This window comes from Pseudoalteromonas sp. 1181_04, assembly GCF_052850545.1.
This window is the reverse complement of sequence record NZ_VXCS01000011.1, coordinates 62,822-88,337: the sequence shown is the minus strand read 5'-3', so window position 1 is coordinate 88,337 and position 25,516 is coordinate 62,822. Positions and strand designations below refer to the sequence as shown.

Here is a 25,516-nt window from a genome sequence, read left to right as displayed (position 1 = left end):
AAGCTATTTTTTATCATTTTTTACATGAGTATAACATTATGGAAAACTTTCGGGAACATCTTACAAAGAGCTCTAAATGTGGTTTTTTTGCTGCTTTTACACTGGTAATGGCCGCTTTTTCGGCGAATATATCTGCAAATCAAACTGAGCAAACCTTGCTGTTAATTGGTGGCGCATTAACGACTTGTTCAAGTTTAAGTCCTAAAAATTGCATTGAAAAAACATCATTAATAGGAAAAAAAGCGAATCAATTTCAATTGACGGGCAAAGCACTACAAGAAATAAAAAGCCAATGGCCTGATGATAGTACTAATAACCGCAATGAAACCTTGCGGGTTTTATCAAAAATTGCCAAGCAACAGCCTAATCTTATCGATAAAGGGTCTTTGCTATGGGCTTGGCGGGATTTAGATAGCCGCTCGCTCAATAATTTAACTGATCGAGAATATAACTTTGTCACTGATATGCTGGAAGTGGCGGTTGTTGATGCTAAAGGCCAGCGCATAAAAGAAACGGTGCAAAGTAAACAAAATAATGAGCCTGCTGCTAATGATATAGTTAATTTTATTTCTGCAACAGCTAAAGTAAATAGTAAACAGCCGAGCTTATTAGCTATCACAGCATCGAGTCGCGACCCTTATGAATCGGCTGACTTTTACGAAGGCTTACTGGATTTTGATCATATTAAAAGTTCATGGCTGGCATTAACTCCGGCATTAGCGCAAGCAATCACAACTGGGCAATGTGAAAAGCTAGCGCAATTTCGCCAGCAAAACATGCAGGTGTTTAATCGCCACAAAATCTATCCTGACCGTATTCAAGCTGAGCAACAACTATGCGACGCGGGTGTTGATAATTTAGTTGCAAAAATCGAATCTGCAACAGGTATTATGCTCAATGGTGGCGATCAAAGTTTAACTCGAAAAGTGTTATTTGATGATACGGGCAAGCCGTATCCATGGACCGATGCTATACGTTCACGTCCGCTATTGGTAGGTACAAGTGCAGGCACAGCCATTCAAAGTGGCGGCAGTAACCAGTTTGGTAGTGTTGCGATGATCACTAATGGCACTAGTTTAGCTGCATTACGCGATGGTGCGCACGCAGTTCCTGCACCGAGTGAACGTTGTGAAGATGATTGTAATCAAGGGCTAAGCGCAGATACATTAACCTATCAAACTAATGGTGGGCTGGGCAGCTTTAGTGCAGGTATAGTTGACACCCATTTTAGTGAGCGAAATCGCACTGTGCGTTTAGCGACATTGCTTGCAAAAACAGGGCAACAGTATGGCTTTGGTGTTGATGAAACGACAGCTTTAGTGTTCATAAAATCACAACAGAGTACGATTGTGACAGTGCTAGGTAAGCATGGGGTTGTGCATTTAAATAAGGGCAAAGATAAATACAGTTTTGATTATTCATTTTGGCCAGCTGGTGCGATTATTGATGTAACACCTCAAGGCTACCAATTAAACCAACGTACTATAGACAGTGCTTTGCCTGCAATTAAAATACCGCCTTTGCCAATGCAGCGTTTTAATAACATACTCACTGATGCTAAATTGCGCTCGCTTACTCAAGCAATGTGTTTAGCTAATGAGCAGTCAGCGGTAGGTCAGCAAGATGAGTTTATAGTGACTTTAAATGCCAGCAAAAATACCCAGTATCAGAGAATAAGTCCAAGCAGTTATGGCTGTGCAATTGAACGACTTAGCGTTAATATTACGACGATTCAATGATGCTTTGATGAAGAGCTACTGTTACTCACAGTAGCTTTTCTTTAAATGACTAAGTAATGTGTTAAATTGTCAACAACACCAATTTGGATATATTGCTACCCATTTACCCTCAAATCTTACAACCGATGATTGAACATCTGCTTGCTGTGTCGCTTTTAGTTCCAGACGTTCAAAATGACTACTTTTAATGTTTACTGCATCTGCATTGTTATGCTCATTAAAGATAAAATTAACTCTTTTTGTACCTGCAATTAGCAATCGAGTTGTTCTGTTTTTTAGCTCACCGTCAAGTCTTTTTACATCACTTTACATGCTCTTAGATCTTTTAAAAATAATTCTCAATTAACATTGGAAAATGTAATAATTTAATTTAGAATGATCGTTCATTCTAAATTAAGGGTAGTTAACATGCAGCGTTCTCGCGTCGTTCTTTTTACTGTCACCGCTTTGGCAAGTGCAGTTGCTTTATCCGGTTGCGATCAAACTCAGCAGGCGAATGCGCCTGCTTCGCAGCCAGCTCCTGTTGGCGTAATTACATTAAAAAGCCAACCATTAACACTTACTAAGGAGCTTCCTGGACGAGTAACTGCGTCTCAAGTGGCGGAGATTCGTCCTCAGGTAAGCGGTATTATTCAATCACGTTTATTCACTCAAGGTGCTGAAGTTAAAAAAGGTCAGGCTTTATATCAAATCGACCCAGCTACATTTGAAGCGCAAGTGGCAACCAGTAAAGCCGCTATTAGTAAGGCACAAGCAAGCATTGCTAATGCAAAGGCTAAATCAGATCGTTATTCTGAGTTACTAGCAATAAAAGCGGTCAGCCAACAAGATTTTGATGAAGCCGACGCAAGCTATAAAGGCGCCCAGGCTGATTTATTAACGGCTCAAGCGCAGCTTAAAACCGCACAGATCAATTTTAACTATAGTAAGGTTTCATCACCTATTAGTGGTCAAATTGGCAAATCGAACGTGACCGTAGGTGCTTTGGTAAGTGCTAATCAAGCAACCGTGTTAGCAACCGTCACTCAGCTTGACCCAATTTATATTGACCTTACACAGTCAAGTAGTGAGTTGACTCGCTTGAAAAAAGCGATTGCCAATGGTGAGCTTGACAAAGATCTTACTGCGCAATCAAAGGTTGAACTCACTATGGAAGATGGCTCAGTGTATCCGCACACTGGCACTTTGCAGTTTTCTGAAGTGGCTGTTGATCCAAGCACTGGCTCAGTGACTTTACGAGCAGAATTTCCAAATCCAGAAAAGCTATTATTACCAGGTATGTACGTCAGAGCTGTGGTTGTTGAAGGTGTTAAGTCTGATGCTATTTTAGTACCACAACGTGGTGTGAGTCGTAATAGCAAAGGTGAGCCTACAGCGATGGTGGTGAGTAAAGACAATACTGTTGAAGCGCGAGTATTAAAAACTGACCGCACAGTAGGTGCTAACTGGTTAGTGACAAGTGGCTTGAACGACGGCGATCAACTGATTGTTGAAGGTTTACAAAAAATAGCACCGGGCGCACCTGTTAATGCAGTGCCTGCCGACTCAGCTGCTAAAACTCAATAACGGAGCATTTTAATGTCACGATTTTTTATCGACCGGCCTATCTTTGCATGGGTACTGGCCATTATTGTTATGTTGGCGGGTATACTTGCAATTAAAGCGCTACCTATTGCTCAGTATCCGTCTATTGCGCCTCCGGCAATTAGTGTTCAAGCTAATTATCCAGGTGCTTCCGCACGTACGTTAGAAGATACTGTTACGCAGGTTATTGAACAAAAGATGAAAGGATTAGATGGCTTGTTGTATATGTCATCAACCTCGGAATCAAATGGCTCGGCAACTTTAACACTAACGTTTGATGCTGATACCGACCCAGATATTGCACAAGTTCAAGTGCAAAATAAACTTGCCTTGGCAACCCCGTTATTGCCACAAGAAGTGCAACGCCAAGGTGTATCTGTTGCTAAATCTGCACGTAACTTTTTAATGGTTGTTGGTTTTGTTTCTGAAGATGGCAGCATGAATAATATCGACATTGGTGATTATGTTGCATCCAATGTGCAAGATATCGTGTCGCGCGTTGATGGCGTAGGTGAAGTGCAGTTATTTGGCTCACAGTATGCGATGCGTATCTGGTTAGACCCTAGTATGCTGCAAAAATATAAACTGACTCCTGCAGATATTAGTGCGTCTATTAGTGCTCAAAATGCGCAAGTATCGGCAGGTCAACTTGGTGCTTTACCTGCGATTTCAGGGCAGCAGCTTAATGCCACTGTGACTGCGCAAAGTCGCTTACAAACACCAGAACAATTTCGCAATATTTTTGTCAAAAACAATGAGGATGGTTCTGTAGTTCGCTTAGGCGATGTCGCAAAAGTCGAACTTGGCGGTGAAAGCTACGGTGTTGTGGCGCGCTTTAATGGTAAACCAGCGTCAGGTTTAGGTATTAAACTTGCCAGTGGTGCAAACGCTCTTGATACTGCTGCGGGTGTTAAAACTGCATTGGCTGAACTAGAGCCTTTTTTCCCTGAAGGGTTAGCCAGTGTTGTACCTTACGACACCACTCCGTTTGTATCATTATCAATTGAAAAAGTAGTGAGTACATTAATCGAAGCCGTGGTGTTAGTGTTTTTAGTTATGTACTTGTTTTTACAAAACTTTAGAGCAACTCTAATTCCTACTATTGCAGTGCCTGTGGTTTTATTGGGTACATTTGCTGTGCTGCAAGTACTCGGTTATTCAATTAATACCTTGACCATGTTTGCTATGGTACTGGCCATTGGCTTGTTAGTTGATGATGCCATCGTGGTGGTTGAAAACGTTGAGCGGGTGATGACCGAAGAAAAACTTTCACCGCTTGAAGCTACGCGAAAATCGATGGATGAAATCAAAGGTGCACTAGTTGGTATTGCTATGGTGTTATCGGCCGTATTTATCCCAATGGCGTTCTTTGCAGGCTCGACAGGGGTTATTTATCGTCAGTTCTCAGTAACCTTAGTAACTGCTATGAGTTTATCTGTTTTAGTGGCACTTATTTTAACACCAGCACTGTGTGCAACCATGTTAAAACCGAGCCACGTACATAATAACTCATCATTTATTGGTCGCTTTTTTATGGGCTTTAACCGTGGCTTTGAAAAGACCAATACCGGCGCACAAAACTTTGTAAGCCGTATGATCAAGCAAAGTAAGCGCTATTTATTGTGTTACGGCTTAATTGTTGGCGGTATGATCTATATTTTCTCACAACTTCCTTCAGCATTTTTACCTGATGAAGACCAAGGTATTTTGTTCAATCAAGTAAGTTTACCAGCAGGAGCAACCACTGAGCAGACATTAAAAGTCGTTGAGAAAATGGAAAAACATTTCCTAGAAGATCAGTCTGAAGCTGTTCGTTCTGTGTTTAGTGTAACTGGCTTTAGCTTCGCAGGCTCTGGGCAAAATGCAGCGCTTGGCTTTGTTGGTTTAAAACACTGGGATGAGCGTCAACGCGATGATTTATCGGTTGGTGCAGTTGCAGGTAAAGCTATGGGTTATTTTTCTACGATAAAAGAAGCCTTTGTTTTTGCTTTCCCACCACCTGCGGTTGTTGAGCTTGGTACTGCCAATGGCTTTACCTTGTTTTTACAAGATAGGGTTGGGCTTGGTCACGACAAATTACTCGAAGCGCGAAATATGCTACTAGGCATGGCTTCACAAAGTCCTGTATTAGCGGGCGTTCGTCCTAATGGTCAAGAAGATAAACCAGAGCTTGAACTGGATATTGATTTAGCAAAAGCGCAAGCACTTGGGCTGACCCAAGCAGATATCAATAGTACTTTGTCTACCGCGTGGGGTAGTAGCTATGTGAATGACTTTATCGACCGTGGTCGAGTAAAAAAAGTGTTTTTACAAGGTACGCCAGAGTCTCGTATGGTGCCGGAAGATTTAGATAAATGGTATGTACGTAATAGTAATGGCGATATGGTGCCATTTAGCGCGTTTGCTCAGTCGTACTGGACCTATGGTTCGCCGCGTCTTGAACGCTATAACGGCTTTTCGGCAATGGAAATTCAAGGTGCAGCAGCGCCAGGCTATAGTACCGGTCAAGCCATGGATGAAATGGAGAAATTGGTTAGCCAGTTACCAACCGGGATTGCCTTTGAATGGACTGGTATTTCGTATGAAGAACGTTTAAGTGGTGGTCAAGCGCCATTATTGTATGCGTTGTCGTTATTAGTGGTATTTTTGTGCTTAGCTGCATTGTATGAAAGTTGGTCGGTGCCTGCTGCGGTAATGATGATTGTTCCTTTAGGTGTATTCGGCGCTGCAATGGCTGCCTTTATAGGTAACTTATCAAATGATATTTACTTACAAGTAGGCTTGTTGACTACCATAGGACTGGCGTCTAAAAATGCCATTTTGATTGTTGAGTTCGCAATTCATAAAATGGATGAAGGCATGGGGCTGGTGGATGCTGCAATTAACTCTGTTAAGCTACGACTACGACCAATTTTAATGACTTCTATGGCATTTATTTGTGGCGTTCTACCTTTAGCTATTGCATCAAGTGCTGGTTCTGGTGCACAAAATGCTCTAGGTATCTCTGTCATAGGTGGCACGCTCGCATCGTCAATATTGGCTGTGATATTTGTACCGTTATTCTTTGTATTAGTGCGCAGAGTTTTTCCAGGTAAACATAAAACTGTGACACAGGAGTAATCATAATGACATTCAAAACGTTAAGCCTAGCGAGTCTAAGCATATTTGTGCTCAGTGCTTGCCAAATGGCACCTCCGCGTGAAGATATCGTGTTGCCGGTGCCTGATAGCTACGCAATACAGAGCGAACAAGGTAATACGGCTGATTTAAGATGGCAGCAGTTTTTTGCGAATGAAAAGTTGCAACACTTGATTGAACAAACATTAGCTCATAATAAAGACCTTAAACTTGCCGCACTTAATGTGCAGCAAGTTCGTGCGCTTTATCAAATCGAAGACTCTGCCTTATATCCGTCAATCGATTTTGCTGCGTCGGGCACGCGTCAGCGCTTACCGGGAGACTTAACGTCAACCGGTAATGCACAAATTAGCGATAGCTATCAAGCTACCGTGGGGATGACCGCGTATGAGCTCGATATATGGGGCAAAATTCGTAATCAATCTGATCAAGCACTGCAAACTTTGTACGCGTCAGAGCAAACTCAAACGAGTGTAAAAATTAGCTTAATTTCTGAGTTGGTAATTGCGTGGCTAAATTACGCTGCTGATAAAGAGCAGTTAGCGCTTGCTACGCAAACCCTAAAAAGTCAGCAGGCATCACTGGCGTTAACCGAAAAAACCTATGCACTTGGCGCGGCATCAAAGTTAACGTTGGCACAAATTGAGAGCACTGTAGCCACCGCAAAAGTTGATATTGCTAACTATCAGCGCTTGTTAAAGCGTGATAAAAATGCCCTTGATTTATTAGTCGGTCAGCCGGTTTCAGCGCAGTTGTTACCTGTTGAGAGTTTAGATGAAGTACTAAATTTCCCGACCGTGCCTGTAGGCTTACCATCCGAGTTACTTGAGCAACGTCCTGATATTAAAGCAGCAGAGTTTCAGTTATTAGCTGCTAACGCTAATATCGGTGTTGCGAAGGCGGCATTTTTTCCGAGCATTAGCTTAACGGCTAATGCAGGGAGTGCGTCGAGTGATCTAGATAATTTGTTTTCAAGTGGCACTGGCACTTGGAGCTTTATGCCATCGATCACGATACCGATATTTAATATGGGTCGTAATCAAGCAAACTTAGATGTTGCGCAAACTCAACAACAGATTGCGCTAACTACCTATGAACAAACGATTCAACAGGCATTTAAAGAAGTCTCTGATGCGCTTGCCGATAGGGAAGGCTATATGCAGCAGCTAAGTGCGCTTGAAGATCTGTATAACAGTAATCAAGTGTCGTTTACACTCTCTGAAGCTCGCTTTGAAAAAGGCGCCGATAGCTATTTACAAGTGCTGGATGCACAACGTAATTGGTACAGTGCAGGGCAACAACTCATTAGCGGTAAAAAAGCCTATATTACGAGCCAAATTAGTTTGTATAAAGCGGTTGGAGGCGGTTGGCAACGATCGGCTCAACAGAGTGAATAGCCGCTAGGCTGCACCACTATATAGTTTATCACTAGTTTATTAAGTTCTTTGTGGCAACTGACAAAGTTGATGTAAAAGGGCATATAAGCTAGTGATAATTATTAGGTTAAAGAAAAGCAGCGCTTTTCGGAGTTACTATGAAAGAAAAATCTAAAAGACAAACCGACCCTGCACTTGTGCAAGCACGCCGTGAGCAAGTGCTTAGTGCTGCGGCCGATTGTTTTAGACGAAAAGGCTATCATGGCGCAGGAATGGCCGAGATCTCAAAGACCGCAGGGATGAGCGCAGGACATATTTACAATTACTTTGCTAGTAAAGAAGCGATCATTGAATCGATTATAGAACAGGATATGGAAAAGCTGTTCTCTATTTTTCAGGAGTATGAAGATCAACCTGGTGACTTAGTAACGATTCTACTCGATGGTCTAGACTATGCAGTGGAACATCATACTGATGTAAACCAAGGAGCACTCGATTTAGAGATGTTCGCTGAAGCTGCGCGCAACGATAAAGTGGCAGAGCAGTTGCGAAAGTCTGATTGTTACGCCAGAGAGAAAATGCGAAATCTTTTATTGAGTGAACGCAGTTTGATAAAAGATCTTAGTGCAACTGAACTTGAAAGCCGTATCGAAGTGATGTTTGCAATGATAAATGGGATCACCATACGCAAAACCCTTAATCCACATGTTGATAAAGCCACGCTATTATTAGCGCTTCGCCCGGCAATGCGGGTGTTGCTTATACCGTTCTAATTAGAGCCGAGGCCTTAACCGCAAAGAGGTGTCGTTTAATCCTCTTTGCTGCGTTATTTTGGGGCTTAAAGCGCAAACCTTAAATTATAAGTTAAGTATATTTTAGTTTGTTCAGTAAATGATTCTTCACGGCTGGCCACTCTGATGCAATAATTGAATAAACAACAGTATCGCGAATCGATCCATCTCTTGTTATTTGATGGCTGCGTAAAATACCATCTTGTTTAGCGCCTAGCCTTGCAATTGCCTTTCGCGACTGTTGATTAAAAAAGTGTGTTCTAAACTCAACTGCAATGGCATTGTGAGTATCAAATAAATACTTCAACATCAAAAGTTTACATTCAGTATTTACAGGACTTCTTCGTACAGCCTTGGCATACCATGTGTAGCCTAGTAATGCGCGCTGATGCTGTGCGTCTACGTTATAGAATCGAGTTGTGCCAACTATTTTATGGCTACTATTACACCTTACGGCGAAGGCGCTATTGCCGTTTTTGGCTTCAATAATTGCCCGCTCAACATAACTGTGCATTTGTTCTGGCGAAGGAACATTGGCATACCATAATTTCCAAGACTCTCCATCAAGCACCGCATGTTTTAATTCATCTATATGATGTAAGCTTAACACCTCAAGCGTTATAAAGTGCCCAACCAATGGCATTGGTTTTAACCACTGCATATATTTCCCTTACTCCTAAAACCATTGTTTAATATCTCAACGTTTTGTACATAGAGATGATCCTTTAAGGATTCAATGATAGCAACTTACACAGTGAATTTTACAATTAATTTGTTGATTTCAGCTATAAATCAATACCCTCAAATCCGTTCTATTGACCACTGGAGCGCGATGATCGCGATGGCGAGTGAGCCTGCAGGCATCACCCATTTTTGATACCAGTGATAGTTTCTTGCCCAAATAAGGACTGGTAATGTAACTGCTAATATAGCCAGTTGGCCTATCTCTACACCTAAATTAAATGCTAGCACGCTGAGTAATTGATAGTCACTGGATAGCCCTAATTCACCTAATACACTCGCAAAGCCCATGCCATGTAATAAACCAAAAGCGAATGTGACCCAGCCTAAACGCACAACTAATGGCCAAATATTGTTAAGAGCTGCAAACAACACAGATATAGCGATCCCCAGTTCTACCCAGCGACTGTTAGGTGTAACTAATTGCATTGCAGTGGCGGTCAGAGTGATTGAATGCGCCAAAGTAAATGCGGTAACTATCCATGCGGTGTGTTTGAAGATCGTGACTTTTGATTCTACACCTTGCCATTTTGCTGATTTTTTTACTAATACACAGGTAAGCAACAATGCAATTAAAAATAAGATATGGTCAAGTCCGAGCCAAATATGCAGCACTCCTTGGTAAACATATTGATTAAAAGTGGTGAGGTAACTGCTTTTAGTAAAATCAAAAGTTTGAAGGGTATTATTTTTACTCATCACACGAGTTTGATGATTGATAGTGACAATTGCTTTATGATTGGCATCAGTATCGAAAAATGCCTGATAATGAAATGCTATGGCGCTGTGGTTGGTGCCCAGAGCTGGGCAGGATAATTGCAATTGAACAACTACATAGGGTTGATTAAAATGACTATCAAGCTGCAACGGAGCGTCGCTGGTAAGCGTACATGCTTGCTTGTCCGCTGATGTTACTGTCAGTGAGGTCAGGACAAAATCACTTATGGCGCTATGTTTTGCACTGATCTCATGCCATGCTATAGCCCCATCTTGGTTTAAATCAAACGCCACCTGTTGCTCTAAATCGGCAACGTTGATTTGCCAACTACCCGTAAAATGGCTGTCATCGGTTGCGTTTAAATTAATATAGCTGGTACTTAATTGGTGTGCTTGAGCTGTTCCTTGCAACATGAAAAATAAACACAGGTTACAAAAAAACGCAGTTACAAATGCGTTCATAAAGAGGCTCCTTGCGCACGTGTAAGTAATTGCTGATCGGCATCAAGCTTAGCTTGTTGCCAATTTATTTTTGCCCAGTATAGGGCTTTTTCTGGCTGTTTATTGATGTCTAAATAATAGTGAGCTAAATCACTGGCATGAAAACGGTCTTGACGTAATTCACGCAGCGCCACTCTTTGCGCCATTAAATTTTGCCATTGTTTCAGCGAGGTATCGTTGTAGTGTTGCTCTGCAATTGCCAAGCGCAGCAACAAGGCATCTTCTAAATTTTGTTGATCATTTACCAGTGCAGGCAAAGTGTTTAGCACTTTTTGATAATTCCCTTGCGCTAAATAAATATCTGCCCATAACACTACAAGGCTGACGGGGGCTGTTTTTAATGGCAATGACTGGATATGAGCGAGCGCTTCATCGGGTTTATTGAGTCTCAGTGCCATTTCAGCCAATACATGGCGGGTATCATCGCTTTGTTTATTACTTGTAATACTGTTCGCTAAACTTTGATAACTTTGTGCTAATTGACCGTCTTGGCTTAGTACATCAAATGTACAGGTATTAATTACATCCATTGCTGTTAGACCCAAGAGTTTTAAGCATTGTTGTTTAGCGGCTTTAAAGTCACCTTGAACCATTAGCATATTGGCGCGTAATAGATGGGTGTTAACATGGTTAGGATCGCGTTTTAGTACTGCATCGGTGATTGCTAAGGCTGCTGAAAATTGATGTTCACGTTGTAAAACGCGTGCATACATGTAGCCAATTTGTGGTGTGGGAGATTGCGCATAGCGCTGCTGTAACTGGTTTTTTAATAAGCCTTGGCGAAGCTCAGTTTGACCTACTAGTTGGCTATTTATCAGTAACGTCATTAATTCGTCTTGATTAAGGTGTGCGGTATTTATTGCGCGGGCTTTTGCGATGATCTCGTCATCTGCTGGCGTATAAGGTTCAGCCCCTGCATTAACTGAGATCAATAAACAAAGGTAAGTAAAAGCACGGGTGATCATAGCATTCTCCTTAAAAAGGCCATCCATGGCCTGCAAGTATTATTGTGTGATTTAGTTGTTACCTAACAAATCGTCAAATGTGGCATTTTCATCCGCATTTGTGAATGTACGGCCGTTCACACTCAGTGGCTTATCGGTAGCCGCTTGGTTAAATGCTGCACGGCCTAGTAGTGCAAAATCGACTTCAAGTGCTTCAATAGTGATATCAACCATCGCAGTAACTTGGCTGTTTACCCCATCACTGACTGCAAAGGTAAAGCTATCAGAGCCAGTAGTTTCAAGGTTCGGCGTATAGGTGTAACTACCATCACTATTAACCACTACCATGCCTAGCATTGGCTCAGTAACCAGACTGAAGGTAAGAGTATCTCCTTCAGGATCAGAACCTTGTAGCATGTCTTCAATTACAACTTCGGTTTGTGTGGTTACCATATCAGCTGTTGCTGTAGGTGCTTTATTTACCATCGGTGGTATCTCGACGGTGTTATGGTCGTCATCATTGCTACAGCCGCTGAGTGTAAGCGCAGCAAGCAATAACCCAAGATGTGATAATTTAAAATGTTGCATGAGTGTTCTCCTTATTTAGACCCTGCAAGTGGAGTTGCTAGATATGGAAAGCTTGCATCCATCATCGTAGCGTTCACTGGTGCACCATCGGTAAATGGTACGTTACCTACACTGGCATCATCAGATGTACACAGGCCTAAATCAGTATTTGTGCCATTTACTGGAATTGGGTAGCATAAGCGACCCATTACCACACGTAGCGCAATATCAACTACATCATCACCAGGACGACGGCCATTTGGGAAACCGGCTAAATCATCACCAGCAACACCAAATGCTGATTGATCTGCCTGTGCTTTAGCTGCAATTGCTGTGTTTAAACGTAACATTTCAGCACCTGTAACAGTGGCTAATTGATTAACGCCCGGGAAACCAGTTAGAAATGCAGTTACTAAGTCATTACGTGGAAAATTCGTTGGTGCAAGGGTCGCTAGATTTGCCCCTAAGGTGGTATTAACCGCATCTTTAAACAGAATATTTAAAAGCTCTGGTAAAGAAGGGTGGGTAACATAATCAATAAATTGAGCATCGTCTTTAGGCTGTGAACTTGAGAAGGTATCTTTGTCTTTTAAACCAATTACCAACTCATTAACAAGTGGATTACCTAAACGAGATACTTGAGTAAGCGCACCACCGTTTACTGCATTGTTAGCAAATTTAGCATTCGGGTTTAGAATACGCGCCTGCGGTAAGCTTGCTGTAGTCCATGTACCAATAGTGCCGTTGCCATTACCAACTACACAGCTTTTAGGTACTTCGATAGCAATTGCGGTCACATTTTTATCTGCTAAGTCATCATTATCTGCCGATTGTGTAATGCCTCCAGGGAAGCCCGCGCCATCACCTGCGCCCGGCGCACTGTCGCCTTCTACCGGCACATAGTTCACTAAGTCAAAGGTTTTGCCTAGGTTCACTACGAATGGGTCTTTACGTTGGCCAACAAATACTTTTGCCATACCGTCACAGCCTGGGATCGCTACTTGATATACAAATTGCGCTGCGTAGCTTTTATAACCATCCATTGATGAAAACGTTTTATCGCCAATATAATCAAGTGGCTTGTGGAATTCATTACTGCTGGTCATGGTATTAGTTAGCATGGTTTTGCTACCTGTACGCTGATCACCAGCGATCATCGTCATAGTGTATGATTCGCTAAAGTTAACTGCGGCATTATTGCCAGCTGCAACACCACCAACATTTTTGAGTGGTACAGCAACAGTACGTTGGTTGCCTTCAGGGCCAACGGTTAATGCAACACCTTGATTGTCATTAGGCAGCATACTTTTGAAGTTAAAGGCGAAGCTAATATCTTCAATCGCATCGCCATCGTTATCAATATGGATGCTGTAGGTTGCATCAGGATCCATGGCAAAATAGTTAGGTCCGCCATAGCCATCTTGCAATGGAATATAGTTTGCAATCAGGGTGACATAATCACCACGGCCTTGTTCATAACTGTTAAATGCATAAAAATCTGTTGAATCTAAAGTCGGGAAGCGACTGATATTTGGAGCTTCACGGTGACTTGACGCCTCTGATGGGACGCTTACTAAGGTACTACATACTACAACTGCTAATATTGAGGGAGTTAAAGCTTTCATGACTTTGTCCTTTAGTTTTAGATAGTGGTCACTACTAATACGCAAAGCAATTACCATTGGATGCAATAAAAAGTAAAAAATATTAATGAAATGTATATTTAAAATTACCTCGTTGAATTTAATGGAATAAAAAACCAGCTTTTGCTGGCTTTTTATTGCGTGTTGTTGGTTTACTTACAGTAAAATTAACTCAGTTGTGTAAAGTACTTCGGTGGGAGAGCCTGTTGGTGAGCCTCCAATAGGTTCTAAACTTATGGCAAGTAATGCGATATCTTGCGCGTTGAAACGTGAGTCTTTTAATAGCGATTTAACGCCATCTTTTGGTAAAAGGCCCAACGAAATAGGTGCATCTTGACCTTTTAATATCATCCACAGTTCATAATCCTTATCAGTTCTGGCGGTCAATTTGTCGCTGGCTTTTATTGATAAACCTTGTTCGTTGATATCGATAAACCATAATGGTTTTTCGCTGGCATCTTTAAACAGCGCAATTTGCTGAGTGTTTTGCCCGACAGGCGTTTGTGGCTGCCAAATAATCAAAGCTAATACGATACTTGCTGCGGTAGCAATTAACGACCACGCTTGCCAAATACTTGTTTTAGGTTGAATAACATTGTTTGGTACCACTGCTTGCTGTGGGTCAATACGCTGTGAAATTGCTTCCCAAACGTGGCTATCTGGCGGCACAGATTTGATTGAGCTGGCTAAATTATTTAAATGTTGCTCCCACATCCAGGTTGCTTCTCGAACACGATTTGATGAGAGCATTAAACGTTGAAAGCGTTTACGAGCAGAGCCTTTTAAGGTCCCTAACACGTATTCAGCCGCCAACATATCGATGAGTTTTTGATTGTCATAATTCATAACGTTAAGCACCTTTGCAACTGTTGCAGGCCGCGTCTGATCCAGCTTTTTACTGTGCCAAGCGGAGTATCAATATGATCAACTAACTCACTGTGAGTCAAGCCTTTGTAGTAGGCTAAGTGGATCGCTTGTTTTTGCTGTTCATCTAGTTGCTCTATACAATCAACGAGTTTACTTTTATCTTCGTAATCAATAGCTAAAGGTGAGTCAGTTAAATCATCTGAGATTGCAGAGTCGTCATCTAAGGATTGCTCTTTACGCACTTTGTGATAGCGCAAAGAGTCTAAGCTACGATAACGAACAATGCTGATCATCCAGCTGATCACTGTGCCTTTGGTTACTTGATAATCAGATGCATTGTGCCAAATTTTCACAAATGCATCTTGCAGCGCTTCTTCGGCATGAGCACGATTGCTTAACATTTTTAAGCTGATCGCAAACAGCTTTGCGCTTGTGGCATTATACAATTTAGCAAATGCCTGTTTATTGCCCTGCGCGGTTGCACTTAGTAGAGGTAATAATTCGTCGGTTTCCATAGAGTTCCTATTATTATTGTCAGTTAGTAAACGTATGATGATGTAAAATGGATGCAAAAAACCAACTAAATGATGGGTGCTTATCATTATTTTCATGCTTTTCCACCAGTTAGCCTAGCAGTAAAATACGGCTTATCAAGTTGCGGCGATCAGTTTTATATCTGAGACTGCAGTCCTACATTCATCGTTTAGAGAGCTGGAAATGACGCCGCAAAGCAGAATAATAGGACCTACCAAAGTTAAATACTGACGAAATTGCAAAAAATCCTGTTACTTCCAATAAATGCCTTGTTTTAGTTATGGTTAAACAGTGCATGAATGTCATACAATGGGGTAAAAGTAGACCACATAAGAGAGATTAAAATGGCCGCATTCGGTACCGTATTTATGCCGCAGATGATTCAAGCACGTTTTACTGATAACGCTTGGAGCGAAAGCTCTGTTGTTCCGTCAGATAAAATTGAACTTCATGCTGGTGCACATGTTCTTCACTATTCAAGTACATGTTTTGAGGGGTTAAAAGCATTTCGCCATGAAGACGGCTCAGTCTATATTTTCCGCATGGACGCTAACATTGCCCGCATGAAACAAAGCTCGCATTTATTAAGCTTACCTGAAGTTGATGGAGCCAAGCTTGAAAAAATGATCATTGATATTGTCCGCCAGTATGCTGATGAAACGCCGTTACCACCGGGCTCTATGTATATTCGTCCAACTCATATCGGTACTGAAGCTGCCATTGGTAAAGCGGCTGTGCCGTCATTAAGTTCATTATTGTATGTGCTATTATCACCTGTGGGTGATTACTTTGCTGGTGGCGCGACTGCGCTGCGAGTATTACTAGAAGAAGATGGTATGCGCTGTGCCCCGCACATGGGTATGATCAAAAGTGGTGGTAACTACGCTAGTGCATTAGCACCCATTACGGCAGCACGCTTGCAACATCAAGCCGACCAAATTCTATTCTGCCCAGGCGGTGATGTACAAGAAACTGGTGCCGCAAACTTTATTTTAATTGATGGTAATGAAATTATTACTAAAGCGCTAGATAGCACCTTTTTACATGGCGTGACGCGCAGCAGTATTTTAACCATAGCTAAAGATTTAGGTATGACAGTATCCGAGCGCAATTTTACAGTCACTGAATTACTTGAGCGTGCTGCAAAACCGGGTACTGAAGCTGCTTTATCTGGCACTGCTGCGGTATTAACCCCAGTGGGTACTTTTATTCATAATGATAAAGAATACAAAGTGGGCAGTGGTGAAGCAGGGCCAACGACAATGCGTTTGCGCCAAGCCCTTAACGATATTCAATGGGGTAAAGCACCAGACACCCATGGCTGGTTAACCAAAATCGACGTGTAAAGTTAAACGATATGTTTTTATAAAAAGCCTAGGTTATTTATAACCTAGGCTTTTTTATGGTCTAAATTATTTAATAATCTATACTTTCAACTGTGTAAGTTAGCTGCAAAGGTGTGTAAAAATAACGTATGTAAACACAGCAAGTATCACTAAACTAATCAGTTGATATCTTAATGCTATGAAATATATATGAATATTTATTTCTGTGAAATTTTATTAGTGGCGCATAGATTGCATTTCTGTTTGGGTATAACTAACGACAAAAGGAGCGTTTATGTGGGCCGCAATAAGTTACTTATTACTGGCAATTGTATTTATCATTATGGGGTGGCAGGTTAGTCCTAGCTATTTTTCGCTGCTATTCTATTGGACGGCTTTATCTCTATTACTGGTAAGCGGTGCCTATTTTTTTAATATTGCAAAAATTTTTCGTAAACGAGAAAACGGTGTTATCCCGTTTTACATTCGTTGGGCTTTCATACCTTTTTTATTGGGCGCACAAGTTTATAACGCGTGGAGCCGAAAGCACGATAAAGTACCGCCATTACAACAAATTAACGAACACTTATTTTTAGCCTGCCGCTTATTCCCTTCAGATATAGATACTTTAAAAGATAACGGTATTACCGCGATTTTAGATGTAACCTGTGAATTTGATGGACTTGAATGGTCATCAACACAAGAAAACATAAACTATTTAAATATCCCTGTGCTTGATCATCGAGTCCCAACACGTTCGCAGCTTAATCAAGCGATTAACTGGATTGCCCATCATATTAAAGATAATCGTCGTGTGGTGGTGCATTGTGCGTTGGGTCGTGGTCGTTCAGTGTTTGTGATGGCGGCTTATTTACTCAGTCAAAATAAGGAGGCTGATGTACATCAAGTGCTTGCGCAAATAAAAGAAACACGCGAAACCGCTAATTTAAATAAACACCAACTGCGTCAACTAGTTAAACGCCATAAAAAGGGTGAGTTATTAATCAAAAATAAAGCGGTATTAATTGCTAATCCAGTTTCCGGCACTAAGTTATGGCAGCAAAAAGAGCATTTAATTGTTGCGCGTTTATCTGCTTATTATAACTTAAAAGTGATGATCACATCAGTCGAGCAAAATGGGATTGTGTTGGCCAAACAAGCGATAGCTGATAAACCAGATATGATCATCGCCTGCGGCGGCGATGGCACAGTGGCAGAAGTGGCAAGTGTTTTGGTAAACACAGACTGTAAATTAGGTATTATCCCATTTGGCACGGCCAATGCTCTAGCACATGTGTTAATGGGAATTAAGTCAAAGTTGATCCCTGTGGAAGTAGCATGTGATTTGATTATTGAAGGGCAAACCAAGCAAATGGATACAGCATATTGCAATGGTGAGTTGATGTTGTTGTTAGCAGGGATTGGCTTTGAACAACACATGATTGAAAAAGCCGATCGGGATACTAAAAATGAGCTTGGTCAGTTCGCATATTTACAGGGCTTCTGGCAAGCTTTGGGTGAACAAAAAGCCCAAGATTTCACCGTACAGCTAGATGATAACGAGCCGCAGCAAATACATACCAATAGTTTAATTGTCGCTAATGCTGCACCTTTTACTACTTTACTAGCGCAAGGTGGGGGACAGCCAGATCATTACGATGGCTTGCTCGATGTTAATTGGCTCACTCCAAACCAAGACGCATCAGCCAATGTATTAAGTATTGCTGAGCTGGTATTTAGCAGTATTACCCAAGCACATTTTGCGATTAATTCACATCATACCAATGCGCGCCGCGTTGCAATATCGGCGACTCAGGAAATAAAATATGTACTTGATGGTGAAGTTAAAAGTGCTGATAAACTAACTATTGAAATTACTCCGCAATCACTGGCGGTGATCTGTGCAGAAGAGCAGGTCGAGTAACTGAACTTGTTGCGCGTTATAAGCTATAACGCGCAATGGCTGTTACTTCTTTTTAATACTAGGCCACACAAAGCCACTGTTTTGCGGTTGTGCATCGACACAGTTATCGAGGTATAACTGCTCGACCTTGGTACGAGCCCAAGGTGTTTTACGTAAAAATTTAAGGCTCGATTTTACACTTGGGTCAGATTTAAAACAGCGAATATCAACATGCTCACCCATTGCTTTCCAGCCAAGTGTTTGCTCGAGTTTTACTACTATTTGTTCGAGTGTAATGCCATGTAACGGGTTGTTTGCTTGCTGATTCATAATTCACTATTGCTTGATAAAAGTCGCTGCTATTGTAACGTAACTGTGCGTTGATACCAATTCTATTAATTAACGCGAATTGTTTTAGGGGCGGTTGGGTAAATAATTTCATTTTGCTCGTTGAGCATTAACCAATTTAACGCGCTATTATTGTGATGAGGATTTTTTGCTGCACAGATCACCCGCACATTAGCCATTAAAATAATTGCACCTTCACTGTAGCGTTGATCTTCAAACCAACAGAGTTGCTGCTCGCTAACTATATTTTTTGCGTCAAGAAACAAGGCTGGTTTTTGATTATTACTGAAACTATTAGCCGAGTAAATTACACTGATAAAACAGATGCCTATAATCGTTATAATTCGCATATTTAGCCTTTGCATTAAAAAATAACTACACTAAGCTTATACCTAAGTTACCCTAAAATACTAGTTTCAGTTGCAATTAAATGCGTTTAAACCAGCCCACTTAGGGTTTTAGGGTGACTTGGCCATAAAATGTGTTAGGGTAAAATCCACAAAAATAATTTTCTAAAGACAAGGTGAACACATGCAATTTAAACAAACGATGATTGACGAATTTACACTGTTAGCAAAATTTCCATTAACCAGTAAAATGCAAGGTATTAAGTTACATAGTGATGCTGATGAAAGCTTATTAAGCGCGGCACAACGATTGTTTGATAAAGGTATTATAGATAGCCCAGATGGCGGTTACTTAACCGATCTGGGCTTAGATCTGATAGAGCACGTAACCGTGCTACACAGTGCGTTGGGTAATTAAAAAATATCAGGCTGCATCCGGTTGGTTTTGTGGTGCAGCATCAATAAATGCATCAAGCTTGTTACAACGTTCATAAATGGCTGCTATTTTCGGATACGCAGTCATATCGACGTTAAAACGATAAGCATTAAATACTTGCGGCACTAAACACACATCAGCAAGGCTAGGTTTATCACCCACACAATATTCATTTGTATGATCAAGTAGCTGTTCAATTTTTTCAAAACCAACCTCTACCCAATGACGATACCAGGTATTTTTGATTGCATCGTCAGCACCAAGTTCACCGCTTAAATATTTCAGTACCCGTAGGTTATCAATAGGGTGAATATCGCAGGCAATGGCATAACATAAATTACGGATCTGGGCTTTTTGCCAGGCATCACCAAATAATAGTGGTGTGTCGGGATGTGTTTCTTCAAGGTATTCTAAAATTGCCATCGATTGTGCGAGTACACCGTCATTGGTTTCCAGCGCAGGTAATAACCCTTGTGGGTTTTTATCTAGGTATTCAGGTGCTTGTTGCTCAGATTTTAGTAAGTTAACAGTTACTAACTCATGCTTAATATTTTTTAAATTAAGCGCAATACGCACGCGATATGCGGCAGATGAACGAAAATATGTATAAAGTTTCATGGTTCAATTATCCTTGTGGGCCACTGTAGTGTTTTTTAATAGTTCGCCAGCAATCAGTGTAGTTAGGTTGGCGCTCTTTGCCTTCTAATGCGTATTTTGTTGGTGAAATAACGTAACGTGATTCAAACATAAACGCGAGGGTATTTTCGTAGCGTTGCGGTTCAAGCTCTGCGTTAGAGGCCTTTTCAAATACATCAGCTTCTGGGCCATGCGGTGACATACAATTATGTAAACTCATGCCTCCTGGTACAAAGCCGTGCTCTTTGGCGTCGTACACGCCTTCAATTAAGCCCATAAATTCACTCATAATATTGCGGTGATAATAGGGTGGGCGAAAAGTGTTTTCTGCCACCATCCAGCGTGGAGGAAAAATTGCAAAATCAATATTAGCAACGCCTTCTGTGCCTGATGGTGATGTCAGTACTGTGAAAATAGACGGATCCGGATGATCAAAGCTCACTGTATTCATTACATTAAAACGTGCTAAATCATATTTATAGGGTGCACTGTTGCCCGTCCAGGCTACAACATCTAAAGGGGAGTGGCCTATATCACAGCGGAACATATTACCGTTGAACTTAGCAACCAACTCAAACTCACCTTCTTTATCTTCAAAGGCAGCAACAGGGTATTGAAAATCACGGTCGTTAGCGTAGCCGTTGGCTCCCACTGGGCCGCGCTCAGCTAACACATAAACATGACCATAATTTTCACAGATATAACCACGAGCAGTATCACAGAGCAAAACGACTTGGAATTTAATGCCACGCGGGATCACTGCGATTTCACCCGCTTTAACCGTTAAATTACCACATTCTGTTTTCAGCAGTAACTGACCTTGCTGCGGCACAAATAACATTTCGCCGTCGGCATTATAAAAATAACGATCAGTCATTGATTTATTCGCTACATAAACATGGATGCCAATTCCTGTTTGGCCATTGGCGCTGCCGTTTGCAGCCATAGTGATCAAACCATCAATGAAATCGGTTGGCGTAGTTGGAATATCAATTGGATCCCAACGAAGCATCGTAGGTGGAGTTGGGACTTCGGTAATTGGAGCGGTGCGAATTAAACCGTTATCAATTGCGCTGTAATCACCTTGGACAACCGATGGGCGGATACGGTACATCCAAGTGCGGCGGTTATCAGCACGCGGCGCAGTAAATGCGGTGGTACTAAATTGTTCAGCGTATAAATCGTATTTTACTTTTTGCGGGCTAAACTGCCCAATAGGCAATGCGCCAGACAGAGCTTCGGTTTCAAACTCATTGCCAAATCCTGTCATATATTTTAATTCGCTGGTCATCACTCGACTCCTTTATGTTTTACTGTAAGATACTCTCAAGTGAGACTAAATTCAAACATCATGCTTTTTGTCACTGTACATATTTATGGACACTTAAACATGATTGTAAATTAACAGGACATAGCCGCCATGGCTCTCGATTTAGAGACATTTTTACCTTATCGTTTGGCTAACTTAGCCAGTAAAATGAGTGAACAGTTTGCACCCGTGTATCAACAGCAAAGTGATTTAAGCATTCCTCAGTGGCGTATTTTGTTTAATTTAGCCCAGTTTGGACAAAGCAACGCAAAAGCATTGTGTGAGCAAGCAGCAATGGATAAATCCACTGTATCACGGGCAATTAAGGCATTGATAGATAAGCACTATGTGGTGAGTTTAATCGATCCGGCAGATAAACGCGCCAGCTTGTTAGCGTTGAGTGAGCAAGGGTTGAGCTTGTATCAGCAGTTAGCCCCAGCTGCTTTAGCGTGGGAGAAGAATCTATTGGATGTTTTAACTCAAGCCGAGTATCAAACCTTGCTTAGTTGTTTAGATAAGTTAACTAGTAAATTAGATGAATAAAACAAAAAGCCCATCAAAAGATGGGCTTTAAAATTAATTTAATTTGTAAGTTACCTTAGCAAATTAGAACGTGTAACGAACACCTACACGCATTTCCCATAAAGAGGCATTGCGTTGTATTGACTGCTCTGCACTGCGTGCACTGAAGTTTGAGTAAACGTATTGACCTTGGTCATTGACGTTCACTTCAACCATTTTATTACCAACGAAAGAACCTTTCTTCAATACACCCCAATCATCGTTCAACATATTAGTTAAGTTATCGATAACGAAGAATGCTTCACCTTTATGACCGTCCATAAAGCCTGGGATTTCTTGAGTAAGTTTGAAGTTAAATTTAACAAACCAATCAGAGTTTTGCGCATTTCGAGAAGAAATTTCACCACGTTTCAAACCTTCAGAAGCGATAAAGTCGTTAAACTCGTTAATTTCATCAGCGCTCATGTTGTAAACAACATTAGGATCGTTTTCTAGTGGTACATATAGCAATTGACGTGCGCCATTAGAGTTTCTATCGCCAAACTGGATATCACCTGCATTTGTGTTTCTATTGCTCTTATAAGTAAAGCTATATGGTAAACCTTTATAAGCTTCACCAAATAGGTTAAAGCGGGTGTTATAACCATTGAAGAACTCATGATTATAAGCAAGGTTTAATGTAAAGCGATGTGGAATTTCGTAATCTGATGTAGCTACTCCAGGATTTCCTGGGTTAGTTGTTGCTAAGTTACCGTAGTTTGAACTAGCAACAGAGCTGGTCATTGGATTTACGTCGTTAGCATCAGTATAAGCATAAGAGAATTGTACTGAGATACCGCTATCGAATGACTTACTTACTGCTGCGGATATGATCGACGAATCACCACTGTCACCATTTACATTAGTTAGTAATAGTTCGCCACTACGATATTTACCAGGGTTTAATGGATCTTCCTTTCTTTCATAGATAGGGCGTCCATCGAAAGTAGTATCACCAGAATCTTGTAAAGCAATATCTACAAGCGTAGCAGCATCACGTTTTTTGGTATACAAATAATCCAAAGCAAACACGTAATCGTTTTCAGTTGTGTAAGTTGCTCCTAAAGAGTACTTCCACTCAGATGGGATTTCAAAGTTAGGATCAACTGCGTTTGCAGTTGCATCACCAGAACCAATTTCAGTGTTTGCAACTTTATCAAACATATCTTGTGGAACTTCATAACCTGGAGTGCCACTATTTACATTTGGCGTATCAAATAAGTCAACTAGAGTAACTTCGTCATCACCAGAGCCAACTTTATAAGAGTTACTGATATCGCTAATGTAAGTACCAATATTGGTAATACCATCATTAGAGTATGAGTTAGATAGCCATACATTTGGGTTACCGCCTGAGAACAAGCCAACCCCCGCACGCACTTCTAATGCATCAGTTGCATACCATTCAAAGCCAACACGCGGTTGAATTAAATCAATACCATCAAAAGTTGACTGGTTGCTATAGCCATAGCGATTAGTAAAGTTCTGATTAAGTGTTGGTTTATCATCACTTGAATAGCTGTCGTAACGAAGACCAAATGTTAGAGAAGCATCGATATCTGAGAAGCTGTATTCATCTTGGACATAAAATGTATTTTGTGAATAAGCAAAGTTAGCTGCGGCATCATCAGGGTTATTCGTGCTTGCAGAGTTATTATAATAAACTGCATTAGCTATACCATTTCTATACGCATCAATTGATGCAAAACGCCACTCACCTTCAGTGTGTTGTACGAATTGGTTAAATACTTCTAGCTTTTCATACTCAAAACCAGCTGTAATTGTATGTTGGTTAAGGTAGTAAGTACCGGCAAACTTAGCTGTAGTAGTATCGTAGTTTAAGTCATTTGATTGACGAGAATCATCTGGGCCTACGTATACAGTTGCATTATCAGTGCTGATTTGGAACTCACCGAAACTACTTGCTGCATCTAAAGATTCAACTCGTGCGTCTAGTTCTGATTTACCTAAACGGATTTCTGAAGAGAAGTTATCATTCCAGTCAGAGTATAAAGAAGCAACGATTGATGTAAACTCGGCGCCTTGCTCATAAAAATGGCTATCAAAAGCGAGTTCATCACCATCAGCATCTGATTGTGACAATGTAAATCCATCGTTATAGTTATAGATAAGGTTTGCACGGTGATTGTCGTTAATGTTCCAATCTAGTTTTACTAAGATTTTTTCATCTTCAACTGGTGAACTAGATGGTGTAGCGCCTGCATCATAGCCATATACATCTTTAGTAATTTGTTTAATTTGCTCAATTTCATCAGAAGAAACTAACGATGAGTAATTAAATTGTTGTACACCTTCAAGTTTTTCATAAGAGGTAAACAAGAATAGTTTATCGTTAATTAATGGTAAGCCAACATTAAAGCCGTAACGCTTTTCGCTGAAATCGCCATTATCAACTTTATCACCTTCAATTTTGTCGCCTTTCATCGAATCGTTAGTGTAATCGTAGAAAACTCCACCGTGGATTTCGTTACCACCAGACTTGGTAACGGCATTAATGTTACATGATGTGAAGCCACCGTACTGAACGTCAAATGGCGCTAACTCTACCGCAACTTGCTCGATTGAATCGAAAGAGAAAGGTGCACGAACAGTTGGGTAACCATTTGAGCTAAGACCGAAGTTATCGTTCATACGAACGCCGTCAAGCGTTAAGCTGTTAAAGCGTGGGTTACCACCACCACAGTTGATTGTGCCACGGCTGTCATCGATAGCAACACGTGGGTCGATTCGAATAATATCTCTTAGATCACGGTTAATTGCAGGTTGGTTTTCAAGGTCCGTAAGAGTAAATGTTGAAGCCGGACCTGTACCACCTGACATTGTGCTAATAGCACGGCCAGTGACTACAATTTGTTCTATACTCGATTGTGGTTCAAGCGTTACGTTTACTGGGTAATCAGCACCTACTTGCAAGTTGATGTTATTAAATGATTGGTCAGCAAATACATCTGAATCAACAACAACACTGTAAGGACCGCCAACACGAAGACCTTTCGCGGTGAAGTAACCAGCATCGTTTGTTTCAGTTTCTTTTGTTGAACCTGATGGAACGTGAACGATAGTAATTTTTGTGCCTGCAGCAGGGTTACCATTAGGTCCCTTGATCTGACCTTTAATTGCAGAGGTCGTTTCATTTGCAAACGCTGCGCCACTTACGCCAACACAAGCTGCGATAGCAAGTGAAAGTGCTGTTTTGCGTAGTTGAATTTTCATTATTAATTTCCCGTGTAAGGTGTAATATTTTTTAGTTTTGGTATTAATTTACTCGGATTTTCCAAGCAGCTAAATTGTACCCTATTATTTCATTACAAATAAGTTACATTGCACATAAATTTGTAATAAAAGTAGTTTAGAACAAAATTGCGGTTTTTCGAGCAATTTAGTACCCATGGGTCAATTTACTCATTAAATATGACAAAAGTATGAAACCCAGTGCTTTATGCATAAAAAAACCCGCTAAAAGCGGGTTTTACATAGAGTTTTAAAAA

The 25,516-nt window shown here is 41.0% G+C and carries 21 protein-coding genes; 9 read left to right on the top strand and 12 right to left on the bottom strand.

Going from position 1 to position 25,516, the window contains the following annotated elements:
• The first annotated feature begins 38 nt into the window (after positions 1-38).
• From FW757_RS10825 to FW757_RS10805, 5 genes are all read left to right on the top strand, one after another.
• On the top strand, positions 39-1,739 hold the full coding sequence (locus FW757_RS10825; RefSeq protein ID WP_446441209.1) for a cyanophycinase: 1,701 nt from the start codon (positions 39-41) through the stop codon (positions 1,737-1,739).
• 408 nt (positions 1,740-2,147) lie between these two features.
• Positions 2,148-3,305 (top strand): efflux RND transporter periplasmic adaptor subunit, encoded by a 1,158-nt coding sequence (locus tag FW757_RS10820; protein WP_182739500.1) that lies wholly within the window; start codon positions 2,148-2,150, stop codon positions 3,303-3,305.
• 12 nt (positions 3,306-3,317) lie between these two features.
• The gene (locus FW757_RS10815; protein ID WP_182717595.1) at positions 3,318-6,443 is read left to right on the top strand and encodes an efflux RND transporter permease subunit; all 3,126 of its coding nucleotides are present in this window, start codon (positions 3,318-3,320) and stop codon (positions 6,441-6,443) included.
• Positions 6,444-6,448: 5 nt separating this feature from the next.
• Complete coding sequence (locus FW757_RS10810) at positions 6,449-7,858, top strand: efflux transporter outer membrane subunit (protein ID WP_182783530.1); 1,410 nt, start codon at positions 6,449-6,451, stop codon at positions 7,856-7,858.
• A 137-nt stretch (positions 7,859-7,995) separates the two neighbouring features.
• A complete protein-coding gene (locus FW757_RS10805; protein WP_182717593.1) occupies positions 7,996-8,610 on the top strand; it encodes a TetR/AcrR family transcriptional regulator in 615 nt (204 codons plus the stop codon).
• 91 nt (positions 8,611-8,701) lie between these two features.
• Here the strand turns inward: FW757_RS10805 and FW757_RS10800 are convergent, their stop codons facing one another.
• The 7 genes from FW757_RS10800 to FW757_RS10770 all read right to left on the bottom strand — a co-directional run bounded on the left by FW757_RS10800 (position 8,702) and on the right by FW757_RS10770 (position 15,123).
• Positions 8,702-9,289, bottom strand: a complete 588-nt coding sequence (locus tag FW757_RS10800) for a GNAT family N-acetyltransferase (protein WP_145234394.1) — start codon at positions 9,287-9,289, stop codon at positions 8,702-8,704.
• 140 nt (positions 9,290-9,429) lie between these two features.
• The gene (locus tag FW757_RS10795; protein WP_446441208.1) at positions 9,430-10,548 is read right to left on the bottom strand and encodes a HupE/UreJ family protein; all 1,119 of its coding nucleotides are present in this window, start codon (positions 10,546-10,548) and stop codon (positions 9,430-9,432) included.
• Entirely contained in the window at positions 10,545-11,552 is a 1,008-nt protein-coding gene (locus FW757_RS10790; protein WP_446441207.1) for a hypothetical protein, read from the bottom strand. Before FW757_RS10790 ends, FW757_RS10795 begins: the two co-directional genes overlap by 4 nt.
• A 51-nt stretch (positions 11,553-11,603) precedes the next feature.
• A complete protein-coding gene (locus FW757_RS10785; protein WP_149979975.1) occupies positions 11,604-12,119 on the bottom strand; it encodes an Ig-like domain-containing protein in 516 nt (171 codons plus the stop codon).
• An 11-nt stretch (positions 12,120-12,130) separates the two neighbouring features.
• Positions 12,131-13,723, bottom strand: a complete 1,593-nt coding sequence (locus tag FW757_RS10780; protein WP_149979976.1) for a DUF4331 domain-containing protein — start codon at positions 13,721-13,723, stop codon at positions 12,131-12,133.
• A 174-nt stretch (positions 13,724-13,897) separates the two neighbouring features.
• Entirely contained in the window at positions 13,898-14,587 is a 690-nt protein-coding gene (locus tag FW757_RS10775; RefSeq protein WP_149979977.1) for an anti-sigma factor, read from the bottom strand.
• Positions 14,584-15,123, bottom strand: a complete 540-nt coding sequence (locus tag FW757_RS10770; RefSeq protein ID WP_149980373.1) for a sigma-70 family RNA polymerase sigma factor — start codon at positions 15,121-15,123, stop codon at positions 14,584-14,586. Before FW757_RS10770 ends, FW757_RS10775 begins: the two co-directional genes overlap by 4 nt.
• Positions 15,124-15,486: 363 nt before the next feature.
• Here FW757_RS10770 and FW757_RS10765 point away from each other — a divergent pair, with 363 nt between their 5' ends.
• Together FW757_RS10765 and FW757_RS10760 are read left to right on the top strand one after the other, a co-directional pair.
• A complete protein-coding gene (locus FW757_RS10765) occupies positions 15,487-16,488 on the top strand; it encodes a branched-chain amino acid aminotransferase (RefSeq protein ID WP_182717589.1) in 1,002 nt (333 codons plus the stop codon).
• Positions 16,489-16,762: 274 nt separating this feature from the next.
• Positions 16,763-18,391, top strand: coding sequence for a diacylglycerol kinase family protein (locus FW757_RS10760; RefSeq protein WP_446441206.1), 1,629 nt, complete (start codon positions 16,763-16,765; stop codon positions 18,389-18,391).
• A 42-nt stretch (positions 18,392-18,433) separates the two neighbouring features.
• On the opposite strand, the gene FW757_RS10755 is transcribed toward FW757_RS10760, so the two are convergent.
• Both FW757_RS10755 and FW757_RS10750 read right to left on the bottom strand, forming a co-directional pair.
• Positions 18,434-18,700, bottom strand: coding sequence for a VF530 family protein (locus FW757_RS10755; protein WP_145234376.1), 267 nt, complete (start codon positions 18,698-18,700; stop codon positions 18,434-18,436).
• Positions 18,701-18,765: 65 nt separating this feature from the next.
• Positions 18,766-19,068 (bottom strand): DUF1496 domain-containing protein, encoded by a 303-nt coding sequence (locus FW757_RS10750; RefSeq protein ID WP_149979980.1) that lies wholly within the window; start codon positions 19,066-19,068, stop codon positions 18,766-18,768.
• A gap of 181 nt (positions 19,069-19,249) precedes the next feature.
• Between FW757_RS10750 and FW757_RS10745 the strand changes: the two genes are divergently transcribed.
• Positions 19,250-19,483: a TIGR02647 family protein gene (locus FW757_RS10745; protein WP_145234371.1), complete on the top strand. Its 234-nt coding sequence runs from the start codon at positions 19,250-19,252 to the stop codon at positions 19,481-19,483.
• Between the two features lie 6 nt (positions 19,484-19,489).
• Here the strand turns inward: FW757_RS10745 and maiA are convergent, their stop codons facing one another.
• Complete coding sequence (gene maiA, locus FW757_RS10740) at positions 19,490-20,119, bottom strand: maleylacetoacetate isomerase (RefSeq protein ID WP_182739507.1); 630 nt, start codon at positions 20,117-20,119, stop codon at positions 19,490-19,492.
• A gap of 7 nt (positions 20,120-20,126) precedes the next feature.
• The gene (gene hmgA, locus FW757_RS10735; protein WP_446441205.1) at positions 20,127-21,428 is read right to left on the bottom strand and encodes a homogentisate 1,2-dioxygenase; all 1,302 of its coding nucleotides are present in this window, start codon (positions 21,426-21,428) and stop codon (positions 20,127-20,129) included.
• A gap of 129 nt (positions 21,429-21,557) precedes the next feature.
• Between hmgA and FW757_RS10730 the strand changes: the two genes are divergently transcribed.
• The gene (locus FW757_RS10730) at positions 21,558-21,989 is read left to right on the top strand and encodes a MarR family winged helix-turn-helix transcriptional regulator (protein WP_446441204.1); all 432 of its coding nucleotides are present in this window, start codon (positions 21,558-21,560) and stop codon (positions 21,987-21,989) included.
• Positions 21,990-22,052: 63 nt separating this feature from the next.
• On the opposite strand, the gene FW757_RS10725 is transcribed toward FW757_RS10730, so the two are convergent.
• Entirely contained in the window at positions 22,053-25,241 is a 3,189-nt protein-coding gene (locus FW757_RS10725) for a TonB-dependent receptor (protein WP_182760768.1), read from the bottom strand.
• Between the last annotated feature and the right edge of the window lie 275 nt (positions 25,242-25,516).

Excerpts from the sequence above, each read along its gene's own strand:
- FW757_RS10745 (WP_145234371.1), top strand. The coding sequence starts at position 19,250 with ATGCAATTTAAACAAACGATGATTGACGAATTTACACTGTTAGCAAAA.
- FW757_RS10780 (WP_149979976.1), bottom strand. The coding sequence starts at position 13,723 with ATGAAAGCTTTAACTCCCTCAATATTAGCAGTTGTAGTATGTAGTACC.
- FW757_RS10750 (WP_149979980.1), bottom strand. The coding sequence starts at position 19,068 with ATGCGAATTATAACGATTATAGGCATCTGTTTTATCAGTGTAATTTAC.
- FW757_RS10795 (WP_446441208.1), bottom strand. The coding sequence starts at position 10,548 with ATGAACGCATTTGTAACTGCGTTTTTTTGTAACCTGTGTTTATTTTTC.
- FW757_RS10820 (WP_182739500.1), top strand. The coding sequence starts at position 2,148 with ATGCAGCGTTCTCGCGTCGTTCTTTTTACTGTCACCGCTTTGGCAAGT.
- FW757_RS10800 (WP_145234394.1), bottom strand. The coding sequence starts at position 9,289 with ATGCAGTGGTTAAAACCAATGCCATTGGTTGGGCACTTTATAACGCTT.
- FW757_RS10825 (WP_446441209.1), top strand. The coding sequence starts at position 39 with ATGGAAAACTTTCGGGAACATCTTACAAAGAGCTCTAAATGTGGTTTT.
- FW757_RS10770 (WP_149980373.1), bottom strand. The coding sequence starts at position 15,123 with ATGGAAACCGACGAATTATTACCTCTACTAAGTGCAACCGCGCAGGGC.
- FW757_RS10765 (WP_182717589.1), top strand. The coding sequence starts at position 15,487 with ATGGCCGCATTCGGTACCGTATTTATGCCGCAGATGATTCAAGCACGT.
- hmgA (WP_446441205.1), bottom strand. The coding sequence starts at position 21,428 with ATGACCAGCGAATTAAAATATATGACAGGATTTGGCAATGAGTTTGAA.
- FW757_RS10725 (WP_182760768.1), bottom strand. The coding sequence starts at position 25,241 with ATGAAAATTCAACTACGCAAAACAGCACTTTCACTTGCTATCGCAGCT.
- FW757_RS10730 (WP_446441204.1), top strand. The coding sequence starts at position 21,558 with ATGGCTCTCGATTTAGAGACATTTTTACCTTATCGTTTGGCTAACTTA.
- FW757_RS10785 (WP_149979975.1), bottom strand. The coding sequence starts at position 12,119 with ATGCAACATTTTAAATTATCACATCTTGGGTTATTGCTTGCTGCGCTT.
- maiA (WP_182739507.1), bottom strand. The coding sequence starts at position 20,119 with ATGAAACTTTATACATATTTTCGTTCATCTGCCGCATATCGCGTGCGT.
- FW757_RS10775 (WP_149979977.1), bottom strand. The coding sequence starts at position 14,587 with ATGAATTATGACAATCAAAAACTCATCGATATGTTGGCGGCTGAATAC.
- FW757_RS10760 (WP_446441206.1), top strand. The coding sequence starts at position 16,763 with ATGTGGGCCGCAATAAGTTACTTATTACTGGCAATTGTATTTATCATT.
- FW757_RS10755 (WP_145234376.1), bottom strand. The coding sequence starts at position 18,700 with ATGAATCAGCAAGCAAACAACCCGTTACATGGCATTACACTCGAACAA.
- FW757_RS10810 (WP_182783530.1), top strand. The coding sequence starts at position 6,449 with ATGACATTCAAAACGTTAAGCCTAGCGAGTCTAAGCATATTTGTGCTC.
- FW757_RS10790 (WP_446441207.1), bottom strand. The coding sequence starts at position 11,552 with ATGATCACCCGTGCTTTTACTTACCTTTGTTTATTGATCTCAGTTAAT.
- FW757_RS10805 (WP_182717593.1), top strand. The coding sequence starts at position 7,996 with ATGAAAGAAAAATCTAAAAGACAAACCGACCCTGCACTTGTGCAAGCA.
- FW757_RS10815 (WP_182717595.1), top strand. The coding sequence starts at position 3,318 with ATGTCACGATTTTTTATCGACCGGCCTATCTTTGCATGGGTACTGGCC.